Origin of the sequence: Rhizobium redzepovicii (assembly GCF_019793435.1) — a bacterium.
In the GTDB taxonomy this organism is placed as follows: domain Bacteria; phylum Pseudomonadota; class Alphaproteobacteria; order Rhizobiales; family Rhizobiaceae; genus Rhizobium; species Rhizobium redzepovicii.
On record NZ_JAILYH010000002.1, the window covers coordinates 298,562 to 316,849 of the forward strand.

The window sequence follows — 18,288 nt, forward strand, 5'->3', positions numbered from 1 at the left end:
AAAACCCTAACTCGAAAACAAACAAATGTTCAATATTTCGAATTCTTTCGTTTTCACGCGGAAAGAGAATTTTTGACGTGCATTTTTTGCTGCTGAAGGCTATTTATGCAGCATAAGCCGCAGCATCAGGCGGTTGTCTTTCGTTTTTCAAAAGTCGCCTTATCACAACGAGGCGCGCCGCAGCCGGGATCGAACATGCTTGCAGAACAGAGGCGGCAGCAGATCATGCTGGAACTTCAACGAGTCGGTCAGGCCCGCACCCGCCAGCTCGCGGAATTCTTTGAGGTTTCGGAAGTCACGATCCGCTCCGATCTCGAAATCATGGACGCGAAGAAGCAGCTGATCAAAACGCATGGCGGAGCAATCGCCCTGCCGTCCGACTCGCCGGCCGCAGCCTTCGAGGAGCGCATGCAGCGCAATTTCGATGCGAAGCGGCGCATTGCTCAGGTGGCAGCGCGGCAGATCATCGACAACCAGTCGATCGTCTTCGACAGCGGCTCGACGCTGCTGCAGGTGGCCATGCAGATGCCGCCGGTCAACAACGTCGTGGTGGCGACGACGGCGATGAACATCGCCCAGCATCTGATGTACCGGCCGGGGCTCGACGTCCACATGATTGGCGGCCGGGTGTTTCCCAGCACCGTCAGCACGATCGTCTCGGATTCCGACAAGGCGGTCGGCGGGCTCGTCGCCCACCAGGCCTTCGTCAGCGCCCATGCGATCGATCAGGCCTTCGACGTCGTCGATGTCTCCGAGGATATTGCGCGGACCAAGCGCAACCTGGTTCGCATGGCCCGGCGCGTCGTGCTGGTGGCGGATTCGAGCAAGTTCGATATCGGCGCCTCCTCGAAAGCCTTCTCGCTGTCGCGCGTCGACCTGATCATCACCGACAGCAACATGCCGCACAGCATCCGCCACCGGCTGGAGAAACTCGGCGTGGAGGTCCGTTACGCGTGATCTTCAGCCTCTCTCTTCACGGGAGAAGCGAGCCGGGAGAGGCTTTGCCGCGGCTCTATGGCGCTCGGCGCCAGGGGGACGAGATCGGCTAAAACCCCAGTCGTCGAAGCGTCTCGCGATTCTTGCGAACGGCGGCGGCAGGATCGGTTCCGGCATGGCCCGACTCTTCCTCCACCACGATCCAGCCGGTAAACTCCGGCGCCGCCCGAACTGCCGAAATCACGGCGGGCACGTGGCAGACGCCTTCGCCGAGCATCGCCCAGATCCCGCCGGCGTCGACATCCTTCAGATGCACGTAGCGGATACGGTCCCGGTAGGCCGAAAGCGTATCGCCGATCTCCTGGCCGCCCCGCAGGATATGGCCGGTATCCGGCACCCAACCCACGCGTGGTTCCAGGAGAGCAAACAGCCGGTCATAGTCGGCTCTGGTGAAGAGCAGCGTATTGTGGTGCGAGGAAGGGTGGACGGCGACGGCGACGCCGGCCGACCGTCCGATCTCGGTCGCGCGATTATAGCACTCCGCCGCGATGGCGAACTTGTCCTCGCGCGGCCCATCCGAAACGACTGTGGCCGATCCCATCGAGACCATCGCACCGGGAAAATTCGCCGCGAAATCCACCCATCGCCGGGCCGTCTCCAGATCGGAAGCGATCTTTTCCGTCACCGTGAAACCGCTGGCGGAGCCGAAGGCAAAGGAAACCAGTGTCAAACCGGCCTCCGCAAGCGTCCGGGCAAAGTCGACAGGCTTAAGCGCGTAGTGACCGATCATCGTGTCGGTGATTTCGAGACCGGCATATCCGCCATCGGCGATGGCGCGCACCAGATCGTCCGGCCCGCCGCTCCACCCCTTGCCCAGCATCTCCCAAGTGAATGTCTGGCAGCCGATCTTCAGCGCAGCATCGTGCATAACTTGGTCCTGACCTATTCGTTGATGACAACCGAAATCGAAGGAGCTCCACGCAGGCGATCATCGCGGCCCTACGAAGGGCTTTGCCTCCGGGAATTGCGACGCTTCCCAACGTCTTGTCATTTCGTAGGGGAAAATGTTAGCGTGCGTCAACATAATTTATTGCTCGCGAATTCAACGTGCATCCGCGGCACTCCGCGCTTGGAACGGCAAGGTCAGGTTCTTCAATGGCACAGACACTCAGGATCGGCGTTGTGGGATGCGGCAGCATTTCGCTCGCCTATATGCGCAACGCGCCGCTGTTTCGCGGCGTCGAAATCACCGCCTGTGCGGACATCAATGCAGACGCCGCCAGGCGCCGTGCAGCCGAGTTCAACCTGCGGGCAGCAGAGGTCGATGCCCTTATCGACGACAGGAATATCGACCTGATCCTCAACCTGACGATCCCGGCCGCGCATTTCGACGTGTCGATGCGGGCGCTGTCGGCGGGCAAACATGTGTTCACCGAAAAGCCGCTCGGCGTCACGGCCGCGGAAGGCCGCCTGCTGGTGGGCGCTGCTGCCGAAAAGGATCTCATGCTCGGTTCGGCCCCGGACACCTTCCTGGGAGCGGCCGGACGCTATGCCCGGCGGCAGATGGAAGCCGGCGCCATCGGCAGGCCGGTGACGGGAACAGCCTTCATGATGGGCCGCGGCATGGAGCATTGGCATCCGGACCCCGGCTTCTACTACCAGGCCGGCGCAGGCCCGGTGATGGACATGGGCCCCTATTATCTGACGATGATGGTCAATCTGATGGGGCCGATCCGCCGTGTGCAGGCCGTCGCCACAAGCGGGCAGGAAGAGCGGCTCATTACCGCCGAAGGGCCGAAACAGGGCACCACGTTCAAAGTCGGCACACCGACCAGCGTGCTTTCACTGCTGGAATTCGATTGCGGCGCCACGGTTACCTTTGGCACTTCCTGGGACGTCTTCCGCCATTCCAACCACCCCATCGAACTGCATGGCACCGAAGGCTCGCTGCGCCTGCCCGACCCCGACAATTTCGGCGGCCGCATTGCGCTCTCCGACCGTGGCGCGCCTTGGGAGGAAACCGATACGTCAGTCGCACTCTTCGGTGCCGTCAACTGGCCGATCGCGGCACCGGACCGCGCCAATTATCGCATGCTTGGCCTTGCCGAGCTCGCCCGCGCCATCATCGAAGGCCGAGCGCCACGTGCTTCAGGCGATCTCGCGCTGCATGTGCTCGATGTCATGGAAGCAATCCTCCGGGCAGGTGAAACCGGTGTCGCCCAGACCATTCCGGATACTGTCGCCCAGCCAAGCGAATTGCGGGAAGACGAAGCAAGGAGCCTGCTCGCATGACGCAACTGGATGAATCCGCAAGACGCGCACTGGCCTGGCCCGGCGAGTCGCAGGAGCCGGTGGAAAGCTGTACGCCGGCGCTGGCGCGGCAACAGTATCTGGACGGTTTCGCAGATATCCAGTGGCCGCTCGAGGATGTGGCGGAGATCCTGGAAAGACATGTCGGCGCAACCCGTTTGAAGATCTGGCGCGGCCGCGCCGCGCCGCGCCAGCAGGCCCCCGCCTTGCTGTATCTTCATGGCGGCGGCTTTGTAATCGGCGCGCCTGAAACCCATGAGGACATCTGCCGGAGCCTTGCCAATATGGCTGGCGCCGTCGTGGTTTCGCCCGACTATCGCCTCGCCCCGGAACATCCATTTCCGGCAGCGATCGAGGACTGTGCGGCCACGCTCATCTGGATGAGGGATCAGGCTGATGCACTCGGCATCGATCCGGCACGAATTGTCGTTGGCGGCGACAGCGCCGGCGGAAATCTCGCCGCTGTCATCGCTCTTCTGGCGCGGGACGGACAGGTGCCTGCCGTCATCGGCCAGGTGCTAATCTATCCGGTGACCGACCAGTTGCAGGCAACCGACAGCTATTTGCGTTACGCAGAAGACTTCGGCCTGACGGCAGCGGCGATGCGATGGTTCCGCGACCACTATTTGCCGGACACCGCAAGCGGGTCCGACTGGCGAGCCTCGCCGCTGCGGGCGGCGTCGCTGGCGGGCGTGGCGCCCGCCGTCGTCATCCTTGCCGGTCACGACGTGCTTTTCGACGAAGGAGCCCTCTATGCCGAGCGGCTCAGTTCGGAAGCCCAGGCGACAAGCCGGACATGGCCCGGACAGATCCATGGCTTCGTCTCGAAGCGGCGGGCCATTCCGGAGGCCCAGGAGGCTCTTGAAGCCATTGCAACGGCATGGCGCGCCATGGACCCTGCGCTGGCCCGTTCAACTGCAACCGACGACTGATCTCAAGCCGAGTCGCGCATCACCAGCGTCGCTTCCAGGATCACCCTGTTCGTTGAAGGGGTAGTCCCCTCGTCCTCGCTTTCAATATGAGAAAGCAACAGTTCCACGGACTTTGCCGCGATCTCCGGTGCGTTCTGGGCCATCGTCGTCAGCGACGGGCAGGTATATCGGCTGAGCGGGTGGTCGTCGTGCCCGGCAATCCGCACATCGCAGCCGTCGCTGCGGCCGATTTTCAGGCCGGATGCGAAGGCCGCCGCCATGGCGCCGAAAGCGAAGCGGTCGTTGGCGCAGAGCAGAGTTTTGCCCGGTAGGCCGCCACGCGCGAGAATCCTCTGCATCTGCTCGTATCCGAGGCGCTCGAACTCCCAGGACGGCGGTGCGTCGCAATCGATGACCAGCGGCGAATGCCCTTCCCTTGTCATGGTCGCACGGTAGCTCGCCTGCCGCTCGCCGGCGTTTTCCGTCAGATGCGGAATTTCCAGGAATATCGGCGGCTCACCGGACCGGCAGAGATATTGCACAATGGCTGCCATGCTTTGGGCGTTGTCGTTGCCGACGTAAGGAAGATCGCCGCTGGCAGGATTGTCGAAGCAGACGACAGGGATCGCGTCTTTCAGCCTTTCCAGCGCGGAGCGGCGCGAACCGGCCCCGAGCGGCGCCACGATCGCGCCGGCCACCTTCAGCGACAGCAAGGTCCGCACCGCCTCCGCCTCCAGTTCCGGCCGCGTGTGCGACGAGATCTGGACCGGCCAAAATCCTTTGTCGCGCAACTCGAGCTCGATCAGCGACACGACCTGCACATAAAAGGGGTCCGACATGGTCGGGACCAGGATCCCGATATTCCTGGTCCGTTTGCGATTGAGATGCCGCGCGAAAAGGTTCGGCTCGAAATTCGACTTCTTGAGAGCCGCCTCGATACGTTTGCGTGTCACCTCTTTAATCTGCGAGGGATCATTGAAATATTTCGACAGCGTCGGACGCGACACGCCGGAGGCGGTCGCGAAATCATCCATCGATTTATAACTCTTCTTGGCCATTCAGTTCCTTAACGACGGGATGATCACGCTGGATCTATTTGATAATCGCACTGGCGGCACTGCCTTTCTAAACAGGAAATAATTGCCTCCCTCCGTCTGTTCCCCTCCTATGCCGGTGGCTGAAAACTTTCATTTGTTTACGAAAGTAAAGAAAAAATGCATCACAAGCAATACAAATTCTCCGAAAAAATATCGGCCTCGATGCTTCATAATATGTTTTATTATCAAATATTTAGCAAAGGATACATCACCCATGCGGACGTCGATTTTTTTCCGCATCGCATTTCTCCATTGACAGACAGGCACCTCAGGGAACCTAATTTGCCTACGGTCTTGAGGAGGATCGATCACTGAAAATCTATGGGAGGCACAGATGAATATCAGAAAATTCAGCGTGACCATGCGGGCTGCCGTGGCGGTGTGGGCGCTTTGCGCCACCTCGGCATTCGCCGACACCACCATCGAATTCATTCAATGGTGGGAACCGGAAATGCCGTCCGGTGCACTGCGCGGCATCATGAACGATTTCGAGGCGGCAAATCCCGGCATCAAGGTGACGCTCGTCAGCGGTCCCTATGCCACGACCCGTGACCAGATCGTCGTCGGCGCCGCCTCCGGGACCTTAAGCGACGTCGTCGGCCTGGATGGCGCCTGGGTCAACGGTCTCTCCAAGCAGGGCGCGATCGCCTCCATGGACGAACTGATGGAGAAGGCGAAATACGACAAGAGCCAGATCACCGATATCGTCAAGGTCGACGGCAAGAGCGTGATGTTCCCGCTGGCATCCTTCGTCTATCCGGTCTTCGTCAACCTCGATATCGCCAAGGCGTCGGGCGTCGACAAGCTGCCGACCACGCGCACGGAATTTGCCGAAGCCGCCAAGAAGATGACCGACGCGTCAAAGAACCAGTATGGCTGGGTTCTGCCGCTATCGCTGCAGTCTCCGAGCGGAATCCAGAACGACGTGATGTCCTGGGTCTGGGCCTCCGGCGCCTCGATGATGAAGGACGGCAAGCCTGACCTCGAAAATGAGGCCGTCGTCGGCACGCTCGATTATCTGGCTTCCCTCAACAAGGAAGGCGTTATTTCTCCCGGCATTTTCGCCAAGAAGGAACAGGACAAGGTCGAGGAATTCGTCAACGGCCGCGTCGGCATGATGGTCGATTCCCTCGCCCATGTGAATCTCATCCGCGAACGCAATCCGAAGCTCAAATTCGGCATCTCCGCCTTGCCGGCCACCGACGGCTATACGGGCAAACGCGGCATGCCCTATGCATCCTGGGGCATCGGCATCAGCGAGGGCAGCAAGCACAAGGAAGAAGCCTGGAAGCTGGTGGAATATCTGATGAGCCCGGACGTCAACGGCCGCCTGGTGTCGATTGCCAACGCCTTCCCCGGCAACGTCCATGCCAAGCCGGACTTCGTGGCATCGGACCCGATCTTCGCCGAAGCTTTCAAAATCTTCCAGAGCGGCTATCCTGCCAACGAATTCGTCGGCCTTCCGGTTGCCGAAGAACTGATGCGCGACATGAACGTCGAAGTTCAGAAGATGTTCGACGGTGGCCAGTCGGCCAAGGACGCGGCTGCCAATACCGAGAAGGCCTGGCTCGCGAAGTTCTGATGCCTGTCGCCCGGAAGTGCGCAGCGGTTGCGGGATAACGAGATGCATCAAACCAAAGACTAAGCACATCACTTTCACGAGACCGCCGGCAGCGCGACGTGGCGCTGCCGGCGTAAGTCGTCAAATCTCGGCAGAATGGGAAGTCACAGCTCATGAATCATTCCGCTCCGGCTCTGGTGGTTGCGCAACTCAACGCGCGGAAAAAAAGATGGCTTCGTTACAGCACCTTGAGGAAGCTGGTGCCGTATTTCTACGTGTCGCCGGCCACCTTTTTGCTTGTTCTGCTGATGCTGTTCCCGATGGTGATGGTCTTCAAATATTCATTGATGGACGGCGCCATCATGAAAAAGGACGCTGCATTCGCAGGCGTCCAGAATTACCTGACCATCTTCGAAAATCCGGTCTTCTGGCAGTCGGTCGGCCAGACGATGTATTTCACGATCATGAGCGTCGTCTTCCACTTCATCATCGGCCTGGCCTTTGCGCTGTTGCTGAACACCAACCGCGTCGATCCGCTGATCCGGAGCATATTACGTGTGCTCTTCATCCTGCCGTGGCTGTTCACGGCCGTCATCATCGCCATCATCTGGCGCCTGCTGCTCGACCCGAACGGCGTCGTCAACAGCGTGCTGATGGCGCTCCATATCATCAACTTCAAAGTCGAGTGGTTCTCGTCGACCCACACCGCCATTCACGCCCTGACCTTTGCCAACATCTGGGCGGGTTATCCGCTTTACATGGTCAGCCTGCTCGCCGGTCTCCAGGGCATTTCGAAGGAGCTTTACGAGGCGGCCGGGATCGACGGCGCCAATGAACTGGAAAAATTCTGGTACATCACCATTCCGCAGCTGATGCCGATCATCATCAGCATCGCGCTTCTCGATTTCATCTGGACGATGCAGGTTTTTCCGCTCGTCTGGATGACGACCGGTGGCGGCCCGATCTATTCGACGGAGGTTCTGTCCACCTTCACCTACAAGCTCGCCTTCTCCCAGTATGAATTCTCTCTGGCTTCGGCGAGTGCGATGATCATCCTCATCATTTCGATGAGCGTCACCTACTTCTACATCAAACACCAGCAGCGCAGGTGACCGCCATGGCAAAGCGTTCCTTCAAAAGCTCGGCCCTGCCGACCATCCTGACCTATCTCGGGCTGGCGGTCGGCCTCGTCTTTTCGACCTTCCCGATCGTGTGGATGTTTTTCAGCTCGCTGAAATCGAACACGGAAATCTTCGCCCTTCCGCCGCGGCTTCTGCCGGAGGATTTCACCGTGGCCGCCTATCTGACAATCTTCAACGATCCGGTGAAGGTACGGTTCTTCATCAACAGCTACTTCGTCGCCGGCGTCGTCACCTGCCTGACCCTCGTCATCGCCATCCTGACTGCCTACGGCTTCAGCCGCTATTCGTTCCGCTTCAAGAACACCTTGAACATCTTCATCATCAGCACCCAGACCGTTCCGCCGATCACGCTTCTCATTCCATATTTCGGCATGGTCGTCGCGTTCAGGATTTTCGACACCTATCTGGCACTGATCCTCACCTACATGGTCTTCACACTGCCTTACGCGGTGCTGCTGATGACGGGCTATCTCAACACCCTGCCGAAAGAGCTGGACGAGGCCGTGCTTGTCGACGGCGGCTCGAGCTGGACGGCGCTTTGGCGTGTCATCGTGCCCGTCTCCATTCCCGGGATCGTCGCCACGGCGGTCTACACGTTTCTGCTGGCGTGGAACGAATTCCTCTTCGCCCTGACGCTGACAAAGTCGATGGATCTCAGAACCGTTCCGATCGGCATCCAGCTGCTGATGGGCCAGCACGCTTTCGAATGGAATGAAATGATGGCGATGAGCGTGCTCGGCTCCCTGCCCCTGCTGGTGCTGTACCTGGTTGCCCAACGCTATTTCCTGGCGGGCATGACCGCCGGCTCGGTCAAAAGCTGAGGAGGGACCAATTCTTCTTAAGCGTTGATATCCGCCACGGCTTATTGCGAAACTTCGCCGACCGCGTGCAGGATCGAGTGGGCAATATCGGCAAAGCCAAGTCCGGCGGGCTGCGAGGAGACCCACTTGGGCGCGAATTGCAGGTGCGGCAGGACCGGGATGATATTGTTGACCCCGAAGGAATTGCGGATAAAGCCGAACATCGGCGCGTCGTTTCGAGAGTCGCCGACGAAGGCGGTCACGGTGGGCGTCTCAGTCGGATCGACACCAAACAGGCCGGTCAGAACCCGCTCGCTCATCGATCTCTTGTTGTAGTCGCCGATCCAGGTGTTGATGTGGATGGAGCTGATCGCCACCGTTCCGCCCATGGCCCTGATGCTGGACGCCAGATCCTCGACCTCGTGCGGATCGTGACCCTGTATGTCGATTGCGACATCCGCCAGCCGGAAGACCTGGTCGTGGGCGATCCTGAACGGCCTGCTCTTTTGCGTGATCAGCGCTTTGATCGCCTGCAGGTGCCGGCGTTGGCGCTCGCCCTGCAGGACGCCATCCTCCCAAAAGTCGAAGACGACGTCGCCATCCCGGCGGGTGACGCAATATGCGCCGCTTTCGCCGATGACGGCGGCCACCGGCCAGGCGCGGACGATATGTTCGCACCAGCCGGCTGAGCCGCCCGTGACCGGCACGACGGCAATGCCGGCCCGGCTGAGATCCCACAAAGCCTCAAAGGTCTGCGGCAGAAGTTTGCCCTCTGTCGTCAGGGTATCGTCGATGTCGGTGAACAGGTAGCGCACGTCCTGCAGCTCCCGCGCTGATGGCGCCAGGTCCACGTAGCTCATGTCGTCTCCTCGCTGCATGTCACCACGTCCAACCCGCTTTCGGCGAGGGCATTGGCGGCCGACGCTTCGCCGGGCAGTCGATCCGTGTAAAAACGGGTGAGTTTGCTGAATGGCGCAACCCGCACGGAGGCGGTGCGTGTCCACTTGCTGACATCTGCGGCGAGAATCTGTGTTTGTGAATTTTCAAGAAGCGCGTTGGTGATCTGGGCTTCGCTGTAGCTGAAATCCATCAGGCCGGTGAGCGGGCTCAGAGCACCTGCGCCGACCACGGCGTGGGTTGCATAGAATTTTTCGACGAACCGGATCACATCCGTGCCGACCACGTCGCGGTCATCGTGTCGCAAAAGACCGCCGGTCAAATGGACCTCGACACTCGGGGCGTCGCACAGGCTCAAGGCGACGTGAATGTTGTTGGTGATCACCGTCAGACCCTGGTGATCGCGCAGCGCGTCGGCAACGAATTGCACCGTGCTGCCGATGCCGAGAAACACGGTCGCCTCCGCCCCGATGTCGGCGGCGACGCGTTTTGCGATAAGCCGCTTGGCCCGCCGGTTGAGCTGGGCGCGGGCATTGAGCGAGATGTTGCTGCCCTCGACCGGCAGGTCGACGCCGCCGTGGAAGCGCCGCGCATGCCCCAGATCGCATAAGGCATTGATATCGCGACGAATGGTCTGCGTCGTCAAATCGTACCGACGTGCCAGCTCCTCGATGTACTGAACACCTTCGGTCTCGATCAGCGCAAGGATCTCGCGTTGCCGGCTCGATATGATCCGCTGCCCCATCGCCGCTCCTTAGGTGAGGTAGACACTGGGATCGTCTGTTATCACGCCGGTCAAACCCGCGTCCCAGAAAGATGCGAGCCGCCTTGGGTCGTTGCAGGTCCACGCCCGCACCTTGATGCCGCAACGAACGGCCTCTTCGAGAAACCCGATACTGAGAGCCTTATAGTCAAGATGGATGGTCGTTGCCGGGATCGACCGAAGGAGATCCAGCCAATCCGCAGGCACCTTGCTCCACAGCATGGCGAGCTCGTAACTTGGATCGAGCGCATGCATTCCTTTCAGCGCAGCGGCATCAAAGCTCGAGATCATGATCCTGGTGTGCGGCGCCCGTGCCTTCAGATGCTGATCGACGACATTGACCAGTTGGTCGAGCGATTTGTGATGGGCATGCTGCTTGATCTCGACATTGGCGTTGAGGCCAAATTCGCCGAGGGCCGAGACGACCCGCGCCAGCGTCGGCAGCGGTTCCCCCTCGAATTGCGAGCCGAACCATGCGCCGGCGTCGATGGTCTTGAGATCCGACGCAGTGAGGTCGGCAAGATTTCCCTTTGACGATGAGCAGCGATCGATTGAAACATCGTGGATCACCACCGGGGTGCCATCGCCAAGAAGGGCGACGTCGAGTTCGACCCATTCCGCGCCTTGTTCGGCGGCTGCCCGAAAGGCAGCAATGGTATTTTCGGGCGCCACCGCAGAGGCGCCCCGATGCGCCTGAATTTCACTGCGTGGCGGGCCTGATCGCGGCTCTACGGTCGTCATCGTCTCATCTCTTTCGTCGTCTTCTGCTGGATGAAGAAATAAAAATCCCGCGTCAATCCGTGCGTTTTCCGGTATTGCTGTTAAAAGGGTGCATCGCATCAACACGGGCGAAAACGTCGATATTCGCATTCTCGGCAAAGTCCGGGCGGCCCGGCACCGTCAGGACGACTGTCCGCTGACTCTCACCCAATCGCACATGCAGGTGGCTTTCTCCGCCGATCGGCTCGAGCAACTCGACCGTCGCATTCAGGCGAACGGTCGGCTCCGCCGGCTCGGTGACGAGCAACGCGTCGGGGCGAAGGCCGACCATGTCGGTGCCGGCAGGCAATGCCAGGGTGCCTGCTCTGTCGGCGGCCCTGAGCACGTCGACCGGCACAAGGTTCATAGGCGGCGAGCCGATGAAGCTGGCGACAAACAAACTCGCCGGTCGATCGTAGACCGCCACCGGCGTGCCGACCTGTTCGACGAGGCCACCGTTCATCACGACCAGCCGGTCCGCAAGGGTCATCGCTTCAAGCTGGTCGTGGGTGACGTAGATGCTGGTGGTCTTCAGACGCCGTTGCAGCCGGCGAATTTCGACGCGCATCTGCACCCGCAACTTGGCATCGAGATTGGAGAGCGGCTCGTCGAACAGAAAGGCGGCCGGCTCGCGGACGATGGCGCGCCCCATCGCCACACGCTGGCGCTGCCCTCCGGAGAGTTCGCGAGGTTTGCGATCCAACATCGGTCCGATTTCCAGGATCTCGGCGGCCTCCGCCACGCGGCGGTTGATTTCCGCCCGTTCGGTGCCGCGGTTTTTCAAACCATATTCGAGATTTCCGCGCACGGTCATATGCGGATAAAGCGCATAGTTTTGAAAGACCATCGCAATGTCGCGGTCGGCCGGCTCCGCCTTGTTCACATTGCGGCCGGCAATCTCGACATCGCCTTCGCTGATCGTTTCCAGCCCGGCAACCATGCGAAGCAGGGTTGATTTGCCGCAGCCGGAGGGACCGACGAGCACGATCAGTTCGCCGTCTGCAACCGACAGGTTAATGCCTTTGACAGCCGGAACGGCACCATAGTTCTTCTTGACGTCGATGATATTGATCGTGGCCATTTCATTTCTCCGTTTCGACCAGGCCTTTGACAAAAAGGCGTTGCATGGCGACGATGACGAGGATGGGCGGCAGGGCGGCCAGAATGACCGCTGCCATCACGAGGTTCCAGCGCGGCTCGGCATCGGCAACCGCTGCCATGCGCTGAATTCCCATCACGACGGTATAGAAGCTCTGGTCGGTGGTGATGATGAGCGGCCAGAGATACTGGTTCCAGCCGAGCACGAAGAGGATGATGAACAGGGCGGCGATGTTGGTGATCGACAGCGGCAGCAGAATATCGCGGAAGAACTTCATCGGCCCTGCCCCGTCGACACGCGCGGCCTCCATCAATTCGTCAGGCACCGTCAGAAAGAACTGGCGAAACAGGAAGGTCGCCGTTGCCGAGGCGATCAGCGGAATGATGAGGCCGCCGTAATTGTTCAGCATCCCGAGGTCGGCGACGACCTTGTACGTTGGCACGATGCGCACCTCGACCGGCAGCATCAGCGTGATGAAAATCATCCAGAATGCCAAGGTCCGGAACGGAAACCGGAAATAGACGATGGCAAAGGCCGAAAGGATCGAGATGGCGATCTTCCCGACGGCGACGCCGACCGCCATGATCAGCGAGTTGATCATCATCGGCCCGATTGGCGGCGCTCCCGAGCTTGTCATCCCCGACGACAGCATCGTCGAATAGTTCTCGATGATGTGGCTTCCCGGGGTCAGCGGCACGACGCCCGACAAGAAGTCATTGGGCCCGTGGCTCGATGCGATGAAAGCGACGTAGACCGGAAACACAACGATTGTGACGCCGAGAATCAGCACAAGATGGGCCAGAAAATTCAGGAAAGGGCGATTTTCAACCATCCTCGGGCTCCCTCAATATTGCACGCGGCGTTCAATGAAGCGGAACTGCACCGCCGTCAGGGCGACGACGATCACCATCAGAATGACGGACTGCGCCGCCGACGAGCCTAGATTCAGCCCGATGAAACCGTCGAAATAGACCTTATAGACCAGGATCTCGGTTGCGCGCGCCGGCCCGCCCTGGGTGGTCGCATGGACGATCCCGAACGTATCGAACATCGCGTAAACGATATTGATGACGATCAAATAGAAGGTCGTCGGCGAGATCAGCGGGAAGACGATCGTCCAGAAACGCTTGGTCGGCCCGGCCCCATCGATGGCGCCGGCCTCCTGAAGCGAGCGGGGCACGGACTGCAGCGCAGCCAGGAAAAACAAGAAGTTATAGGATATCTGTTTCCAGGTGGCGGCGATCACGATCAGGATCATCGCGTCGTTGGGATTGATCAGATGGTTCCAATCGACGCCCATCGACCGCAGCATATAGGCGACGATGCCGATCGACGGATTGAACATGAACCACCAGAGAATGCCGGCAATCGCCGGGGCGACGGCATAGGGCCAAATCAGCAGGGTCGAATAAATTCGGGAGGTGCGGAGCACGCGCATTGCCGCGGCCGCCAGAAGCAGCGCGATCGACGTCGACAGCACCGTCACCAGAATGGCGAAGATCAGCGTGTGGCCGAAGGCATTGATATAGATCGGATCGGCAAAAAGCCGCCGGTAGTTTTCGAACCAGACGAAGATCGTCTTGAAGCCGAAGGCATCCTCGCGCAGGAAGGATTGCCAGAAGGCCGTTGCCGCAGGCCAGAGAAAGAATACCACGGTCACGCAAATCTGGGGGGCAATGAGCAGGTAAGGCAAAAGCTTGTTGGGAAATACGGTCCGTTTGGTTTGCATGAGCCCTCACACTGACGGATGGGAAACGGGGGCCGGTCTTTCGCCAGCCCCCGTCGCGGTGCCCATTAGTTGGCGGACTCGAAATCGCGAAGCTGTTCGTTGCCGCGTGCGACGACGGAATCGACCGCTTCCTTCGCCGTCTTCTTTCCACCCAGCAAAGCGGCAAACTCATCGTCGATGATGCCGCGCACCTGGACGTAATTGCCGAAGCGGATGCCCTTGGAATTGTCGGTGGGCGTCACCCGCGTCAGCTGTTTGATGCCGATGTCGGCGCCGGGGTTTTTCTCATAGTAACCCTGGTCCTGGCCGAGTTTATAGGCAGCTTCGGTGATCGGCAGGTAGCCGGAGAACTGATGCCAGTCGGCCTGAACCTCCGGCTTTTGCAGGTAGGTGAAGAACTTCGCCACACCCTTATATTCCTCTTCCGGACGGCCCTTCAGCGTCCAGAGGGTGGCGCCGCCGATGATCGAATTGAGCGGCTGCTTGATGACGTCATCGTAAAAAGGAAGCGGTGCAAAACCGACTTTGAAGCCTTTGGCGTTGTTGATGACGCCGGCCCGGCCGGCCGACGAGTTCATATACATCGCGCATTCTTGCGAATAGAACATCGGAGGCGCATTGTCGCCGCCGACAGGCCCGCCGAATTTGAACAGACCTTCGTCCTGCCACTTCTTCAAATTGTCCCAATGGCGGATTGTCAGATCGTTGTTGAAGGTGAATTCGGCGTCCAGGCCGCCGAAACCGTTAGCCTTGGTGGAGTACGGCTTGTCGTGCAGGGCATTGAGATTTTCGGTCTGGATCCAGGAGATCCAGGCGCTGGTGAAGCCGCATTTGGCCGCACCCGATTTCATGATGGTCCGCGAGAAGGATTCCACCTCCGCCCATGTTTTCGGCGGCGTTTCCGGATCGAGCCCGGCCTTCTTGAAGACGTCCTTGTTGTAATACATGATCGGCGTCGAGGAATTGAAGGGCAGCGATAGGACATTGCCGCTGGTGTCCGAGTAATAACCGACGACCGGGGCAATGAATTTGCTCTGGTCCCAGGCCTCGCCTTCGTCTTTCATCAGCTGGTAAACCGGGTAGACCGCCCCCTGTGCGGCCATCATCGTGCCGGTGCCGACTTCATAGACTTGGACGATTGCCGGCTGCTGCTTGGCACGAAACGCAGCGATCGCGCCGGTCAGCGTCTCGTCATAGGTGCCCTTATAGACCGGCACGATCTCATAATCGGACTGAGATGCGTTGAAGCCCTTGGCGATCTGTTCAAGCTTCGCGCCATTCTCGCCGCCCATCGCATGCCACCACTGGATCTTCGTGGCGGCCATGGCCGGGACGGATAAGGACAGGCTGGTCAATCCTGCAGACAGGAAAAAAGCGATCTTGTTCATCTTCACTCCCATTGGTCTCGGTCCGCAGCCTCCCGCTCCAGACGTCCGGCAATGGTAACAGCCATAGTTCACTTTGCAATAATGAAATGTTCAAATGAACATTTACCGAAAGCGGCAGGACGGCGCAATCAACGGATTGCGATTCCTGTCAATGACTTCCCTTCTCCGGTCTCGCGGCTTTCCATGGCAGCCGTCGTGCTTTATGACGATTTTGTGACAGTCCATGGAGTGCCGATGTTAAGCTGGTTTCGAAAACTCATGCCGCGGGAAGATCGATTCTTCGATCTCTTCGCTCAACACTCAAAAACCGTCGTCGGTGCGGCCGAAGCGCTCAACGAACTTTTGGGCGGCACGGACATTGAAGGCCATTGCGCCCGGATCGTTCAATTGGAGGATGAAGCGGACGAGATTACCCGGCAAGTGCTGCTTGCCGTGCGCCGCAGTTTTGTCACGCCCTTCGATCGCGGCGACATCAAGGATCTCATCCAGTCGATGGATGATGCGATCGACATGATGCAGAAAACCGTGAAGACCATCCGGCTGTTCGAGCAGAAGAGCTTCGACCCTGTAATGCAGGAAATGGGAAAGACGATCGTCCAGGCGGCACATCTGATCGCCGAAGCCCTTCCCCTTCTCGACCGGATCAGCGCCAACGCCCCGCGTCTGGCCGCGCTGGCGGAAGAAGTAACGCGCGTCGAGGGCCGGTCCGACGAGTTGCATGAGCAGGGCCTGAAGGATCTTTTCCGCCGCCACGGCGCCTCAAATGCGATGGCTTATCTTATCGGCAGTGAGATCTATGGCGAGCTTGAGAAGGTCGTCGACCGTTTCGAGGATGTCGCCAATGAAATCAGTGGCATCGTCATCGAGAACGTTTGATGGAAGCCACCCTCGCCCTTCCCCTCCTTGCCGCGCTCGTGGCTGTTGCCCTCTTCTTTGATTTCTTGAACGGCCTGCACGATGCCGCCAATTCTATCGCCACGATCGTGTCGACGCGGGTGCTGCGCCCGCAATATGCGGTGTTTTGGGCGGCTTTCTTCAATTTTATCGCCTTCTTGTTCTTTGGTCTGCACGTCGCAGAAACGCTCGGGACCGGCATTATCGATCCGGCGATCGTCACGCCGCAGGTCATCTTCGCGGCGCTGGTGGGCGCGATCGTCTGGAACATCGTCACCTGGGTCTTCGGTATCCCTTCGAGCTCATCGCATGCGCTGGTCGGCGGGTTGGTCGGTGCCGGTCTGATGAAGACAGGTTTCAGTTCGATCGTGTGGAGCGGATTGTTGAAAACGGCCGGCGCCATCGTGATGTCGCCGGCGGTCGGATTTTTCCTTGCGCTGCTGCTCATCCTGGTCGTGTCGTGGATCTTCGTGCGGCAGACGCCGTTCGCTGTCGATCGGACATTCCGGATCTTGCAGTTTGTCTCCGCCTCGCTCTATTCCCTCGGCCACGGCGGCAACGACGCTCAGAAAACCATGGGCATCATTGCCGTGTTGCTCTATTCGCAAGGCTATCTGTCCGGCGGCTTCCATGTGCCGCTCTGGGTCGTTCTCTCATGCCAGGGCGCAATGGCGCTCGGCACACTTTGCGGCGGATGGCGAATCGTCCACACGATGGGATCGAAGATCACGCGCCTCAACCCAATGCAGGGCTTCTGTGCCGAAACCGGGGGAGCCTTAACACTGTTCGGCGCAACCTGGCTGGGCATCCCGGTCTCGACGACGCACACGATCACCGGCGCCATCATCGGCGTGGGTGCCGCCCGTCGACTGTCAGCCGTTCGCTGGGGCTTGGCCGGCAATATCGTTATTGCCTGGGTCGTCACACTCCCGGCCGCCGCGACCATTTCAGCGCTCTGCTACTGGCTTTCGGACTTCTTCTAGAGCGTGATGCCGTGAGCGGTTTTCTCATGACATCATGCTCTAACTCTTTAATTTAGAACAGGATTCATCTTCGTCACCGGTGCGTCCCAGCTCCGTAGCGCATCGCAGACATCGGCTCTGCCCGGCGCGCCGATGCGGCCGCCGAAGACCTGGCATTTGAGCGCCGCCGCCATGGACGAGAAGCGCATCGTCTCGGCGGTCGGCACGCCGTCTGCGATCGCCAGAGCGAAAGCGCCATGAAAAATATCGCCTGCCGCGAGCGTATCGACGGCCCTCACCTTCGGAGCGGCAAGATGGAAGATTTCGCCGCTTCGGTCGTCGCACCAGAAGGAGCCGTTTTCTCCTGACGTAACGCTGATGAAGGCGTGCTCGAACTTTCGCTTCAGAAGGCCGACGGCCCTCGCCGGCTCGGCAGTTCCAGTGAGGCGCTCGGCGGCCGGCTGCGAGAACACGATGTGGCTGGCCGCCGGTGCCAGCATCTCGATTACGCCGTCGCCTGCAACGTCACCATCGAGAATGGCTGGTCTGCCCGCCTCTCCGGCGGCGAGCAGCGTCCGCAATGCCAGCTTCGGCCAGCGGACGTCGACCAGAACCGCATCGAAAGCAGACACGTCCTGTTTTGTCACCGGTTTGACCGTCTCGTGCAGGGCCGCATCGTAGAAGGGCACGATCAAGCGCTCGCCCTGATCATCGATAAGGATCGTCGAGACGGCCGAGCGGGCGCCTGCCACACGGACCATGCCGCTGGTATCGATGCCGCTGTTGCCGAGGTCGGCGATGATGCGTTCGCCGGTAGCATCATCACCGACCGCACCCCAGAGGCTGGCATGGCCGCCCAGCCGGGCGACCGCAAAGGCCGCGCTCGACGCCATACCTTCGGCGACCTGCAGCATATCGTAGGGGAGAATCTTGCCTTGACCGGTCGGCAACGAGCGCACGCGAAACAGCGTATCCAGGACGGCAGCGCCGACGCACAAAATGCGGCGCTCCGGATCGAAGGCATAGGAAGTCGTCAAAAC

General features: G+C 59.9%; 18 protein-coding genes. 8 read left to right on the forward strand and 10 right to left on the reverse strand.

The annotated features are described in order from the left end of the window. Positions 1-195: 195 nt before the first annotated feature. On the forward strand, positions 196-957 hold the full coding sequence (locus tag K6N12_RS03780; protein ID WP_097628134.1) for a DeoR/GlpR family DNA-binding transcription regulator: 762 nt from the start codon (positions 196-198) through the stop codon (positions 955-957). Between the two features lie 88 nt (positions 958-1,045). Here K6N12_RS03780 and K6N12_RS03785 read toward each other — a convergent pair whose 3' ends face one another. Further along, positions 1,046-1,864, reverse strand: coding sequence for a sugar phosphate isomerase/epimerase family protein (locus tag K6N12_RS03785; protein ID WP_097627980.1), 819 nt, complete (start codon positions 1,862-1,864; stop codon positions 1,046-1,048). Positions 1,865-2,091: 227 nt separating this feature from the next. Between K6N12_RS03785 and K6N12_RS03790 the strand changes: the two genes are divergently transcribed. Both K6N12_RS03790 and K6N12_RS03795 read left to right on the forward strand, forming a co-directional pair. Next, complete coding sequence (locus tag K6N12_RS03790; protein WP_097627981.1) at positions 2,092-3,228, forward strand: Gfo/Idh/MocA family protein; 1,137 nt, start codon at positions 2,092-2,094, stop codon at positions 3,226-3,228. Next, the gene (locus K6N12_RS03795) at positions 3,225-4,178 is read left to right on the forward strand and encodes an alpha/beta hydrolase (RefSeq protein ID WP_097627982.1); all 954 of its coding nucleotides are present in this window, start codon (positions 3,225-3,227) and stop codon (positions 4,176-4,178) included. Before K6N12_RS03790 ends, K6N12_RS03795 begins: the two co-directional genes overlap by 4 nt. Positions 4,179-4,180: 2 nt before the next feature. Here K6N12_RS03795 and K6N12_RS03800 read toward each other — a convergent pair whose 3' ends face one another. Then, positions 4,181-5,215, reverse strand: a complete 1,035-nt coding sequence (locus tag K6N12_RS03800; protein ID WP_054185277.1) for a LacI family DNA-binding transcriptional regulator — start codon at positions 5,213-5,215, stop codon at positions 4,181-4,183. Between the two features lie 373 nt (positions 5,216-5,588). Here K6N12_RS03800 and K6N12_RS03805 point away from each other — a divergent pair, with 373 nt between their 5' ends. From K6N12_RS03805 to K6N12_RS03815, 3 genes are all read left to right on the forward strand, one after another. Then, on the forward strand, positions 5,589-6,836 hold the full coding sequence (locus K6N12_RS03805; protein ID WP_097627983.1) for an ABC transporter substrate-binding protein: 1,248 nt from the start codon (positions 5,589-5,591) through the stop codon (positions 6,834-6,836). 152 nt (positions 6,837-6,988) lie between these two features. After that, positions 6,989-7,927 (forward strand): carbohydrate ABC transporter permease, encoded by a 939-nt coding sequence (locus K6N12_RS03810; RefSeq protein ID WP_097627984.1) that lies wholly within the window; start codon positions 6,989-6,991, stop codon positions 7,925-7,927. A 5-nt stretch (positions 7,928-7,932) separates the two neighbouring features. Beyond that, positions 7,933-8,778: a carbohydrate ABC transporter permease gene (locus K6N12_RS03815; RefSeq protein ID WP_097627985.1), complete on the forward strand. Its 846-nt coding sequence runs from the start codon at positions 7,933-7,935 to the stop codon at positions 8,776-8,778. A gap of 41 nt (positions 8,779-8,819) precedes the next feature. Here the strand turns inward: K6N12_RS03815 and K6N12_RS03820 are convergent, their stop codons facing one another. The 7 genes from K6N12_RS03820 to ugpB all read right to left on the reverse strand — a co-directional run bounded on the left by K6N12_RS03820 (position 8,820) and on the right by ugpB (position 15,392). Continuing rightward, positions 8,820-9,617, reverse strand: coding sequence for an HAD-IIB family hydrolase (locus K6N12_RS03820; protein ID WP_097627986.1), 798 nt, complete (start codon positions 9,615-9,617; stop codon positions 8,820-8,822). Next, positions 9,614-10,399 carry a DeoR/GlpR family DNA-binding transcription regulator gene (locus tag K6N12_RS03825; RefSeq protein ID WP_088935962.1) on the reverse strand — a complete coding sequence of 262 codons (786 nt, stop codon included), beginning with the start codon at positions 10,397-10,399 and terminating at the stop codon, positions 9,614-9,616. The genes K6N12_RS03820 and K6N12_RS03825 overlap by 4 nt, the downstream gene beginning before the upstream one ends. 9 nt (positions 10,400-10,408) lie before the next feature. Then, the gene (locus tag K6N12_RS03830) at positions 10,409-11,158 is read right to left on the reverse strand and encodes a glycerophosphoryl diester phosphodiesterase (RefSeq protein WP_222148755.1); all 750 of its coding nucleotides are present in this window, start codon (positions 11,156-11,158) and stop codon (positions 10,409-10,411) included. Between the two features lie 52 nt (positions 11,159-11,210). Then, positions 11,211-12,257, reverse strand: a complete 1,047-nt coding sequence (locus K6N12_RS03835) for a sn-glycerol-3-phosphate import ATP-binding protein UgpC (RefSeq protein WP_064844152.1) — start codon at positions 12,255-12,257, stop codon at positions 11,211-11,213. Between the two features lies 1 nt (position 12,258). After that, positions 12,259-13,107 carry a sn-glycerol-3-phosphate ABC transporter permease UgpE gene (ugpE, locus tag K6N12_RS03840; protein ID WP_097627988.1) on the reverse strand — a complete coding sequence of 283 codons (849 nt, stop codon included), beginning with the start codon at positions 13,105-13,107 and terminating at the stop codon, positions 12,259-12,261. A gap of 12 nt (positions 13,108-13,119) precedes the next feature. After that, positions 13,120-14,004 (reverse strand): sn-glycerol-3-phosphate ABC transporter permease UgpA, encoded by an 885-nt coding sequence (gene ugpA / locus K6N12_RS03845; protein WP_097627989.1) that lies wholly within the window; start codon positions 14,002-14,004, stop codon positions 13,120-13,122. 65 nt (positions 14,005-14,069) lie between these two features. Then, a complete protein-coding gene (gene ugpB, locus K6N12_RS03850) occupies positions 14,070-15,392 on the reverse strand; it encodes a sn-glycerol-3-phosphate ABC transporter substrate-binding protein UgpB (protein ID WP_097628135.1) in 1,323 nt (440 codons plus the stop codon). Positions 15,393-15,626: 234 nt separating this feature from the next. On the opposite strand from ugpB, the gene K6N12_RS03855 reads away from it, so the two are divergent. Beyond that, a complete protein-coding gene (locus K6N12_RS03855; RefSeq protein WP_064844982.1) occupies positions 15,627-16,268 on the forward strand; it encodes a DUF47 family protein in 642 nt (213 codons plus the stop codon). After that, positions 16,268-17,269 (forward strand): inorganic phosphate transporter, encoded by a 1,002-nt coding sequence (locus K6N12_RS03860; protein WP_097627990.1) that lies wholly within the window; start codon positions 16,268-16,270, stop codon positions 17,267-17,269. Before K6N12_RS03855 ends, K6N12_RS03860 begins: the two co-directional genes overlap by 1 nt. Positions 17,270-17,316: 47 nt before the next feature. Here the strand turns inward: K6N12_RS03860 and K6N12_RS03865 are convergent, their stop codons facing one another. Beyond that, positions 17,317-18,285, reverse strand: a complete 969-nt coding sequence (locus K6N12_RS03865; RefSeq protein WP_097627991.1) for a sugar kinase — start codon at positions 18,283-18,285, stop codon at positions 17,317-17,319. Positions 18,286-18,288: the final 3 nt, after the last annotated feature.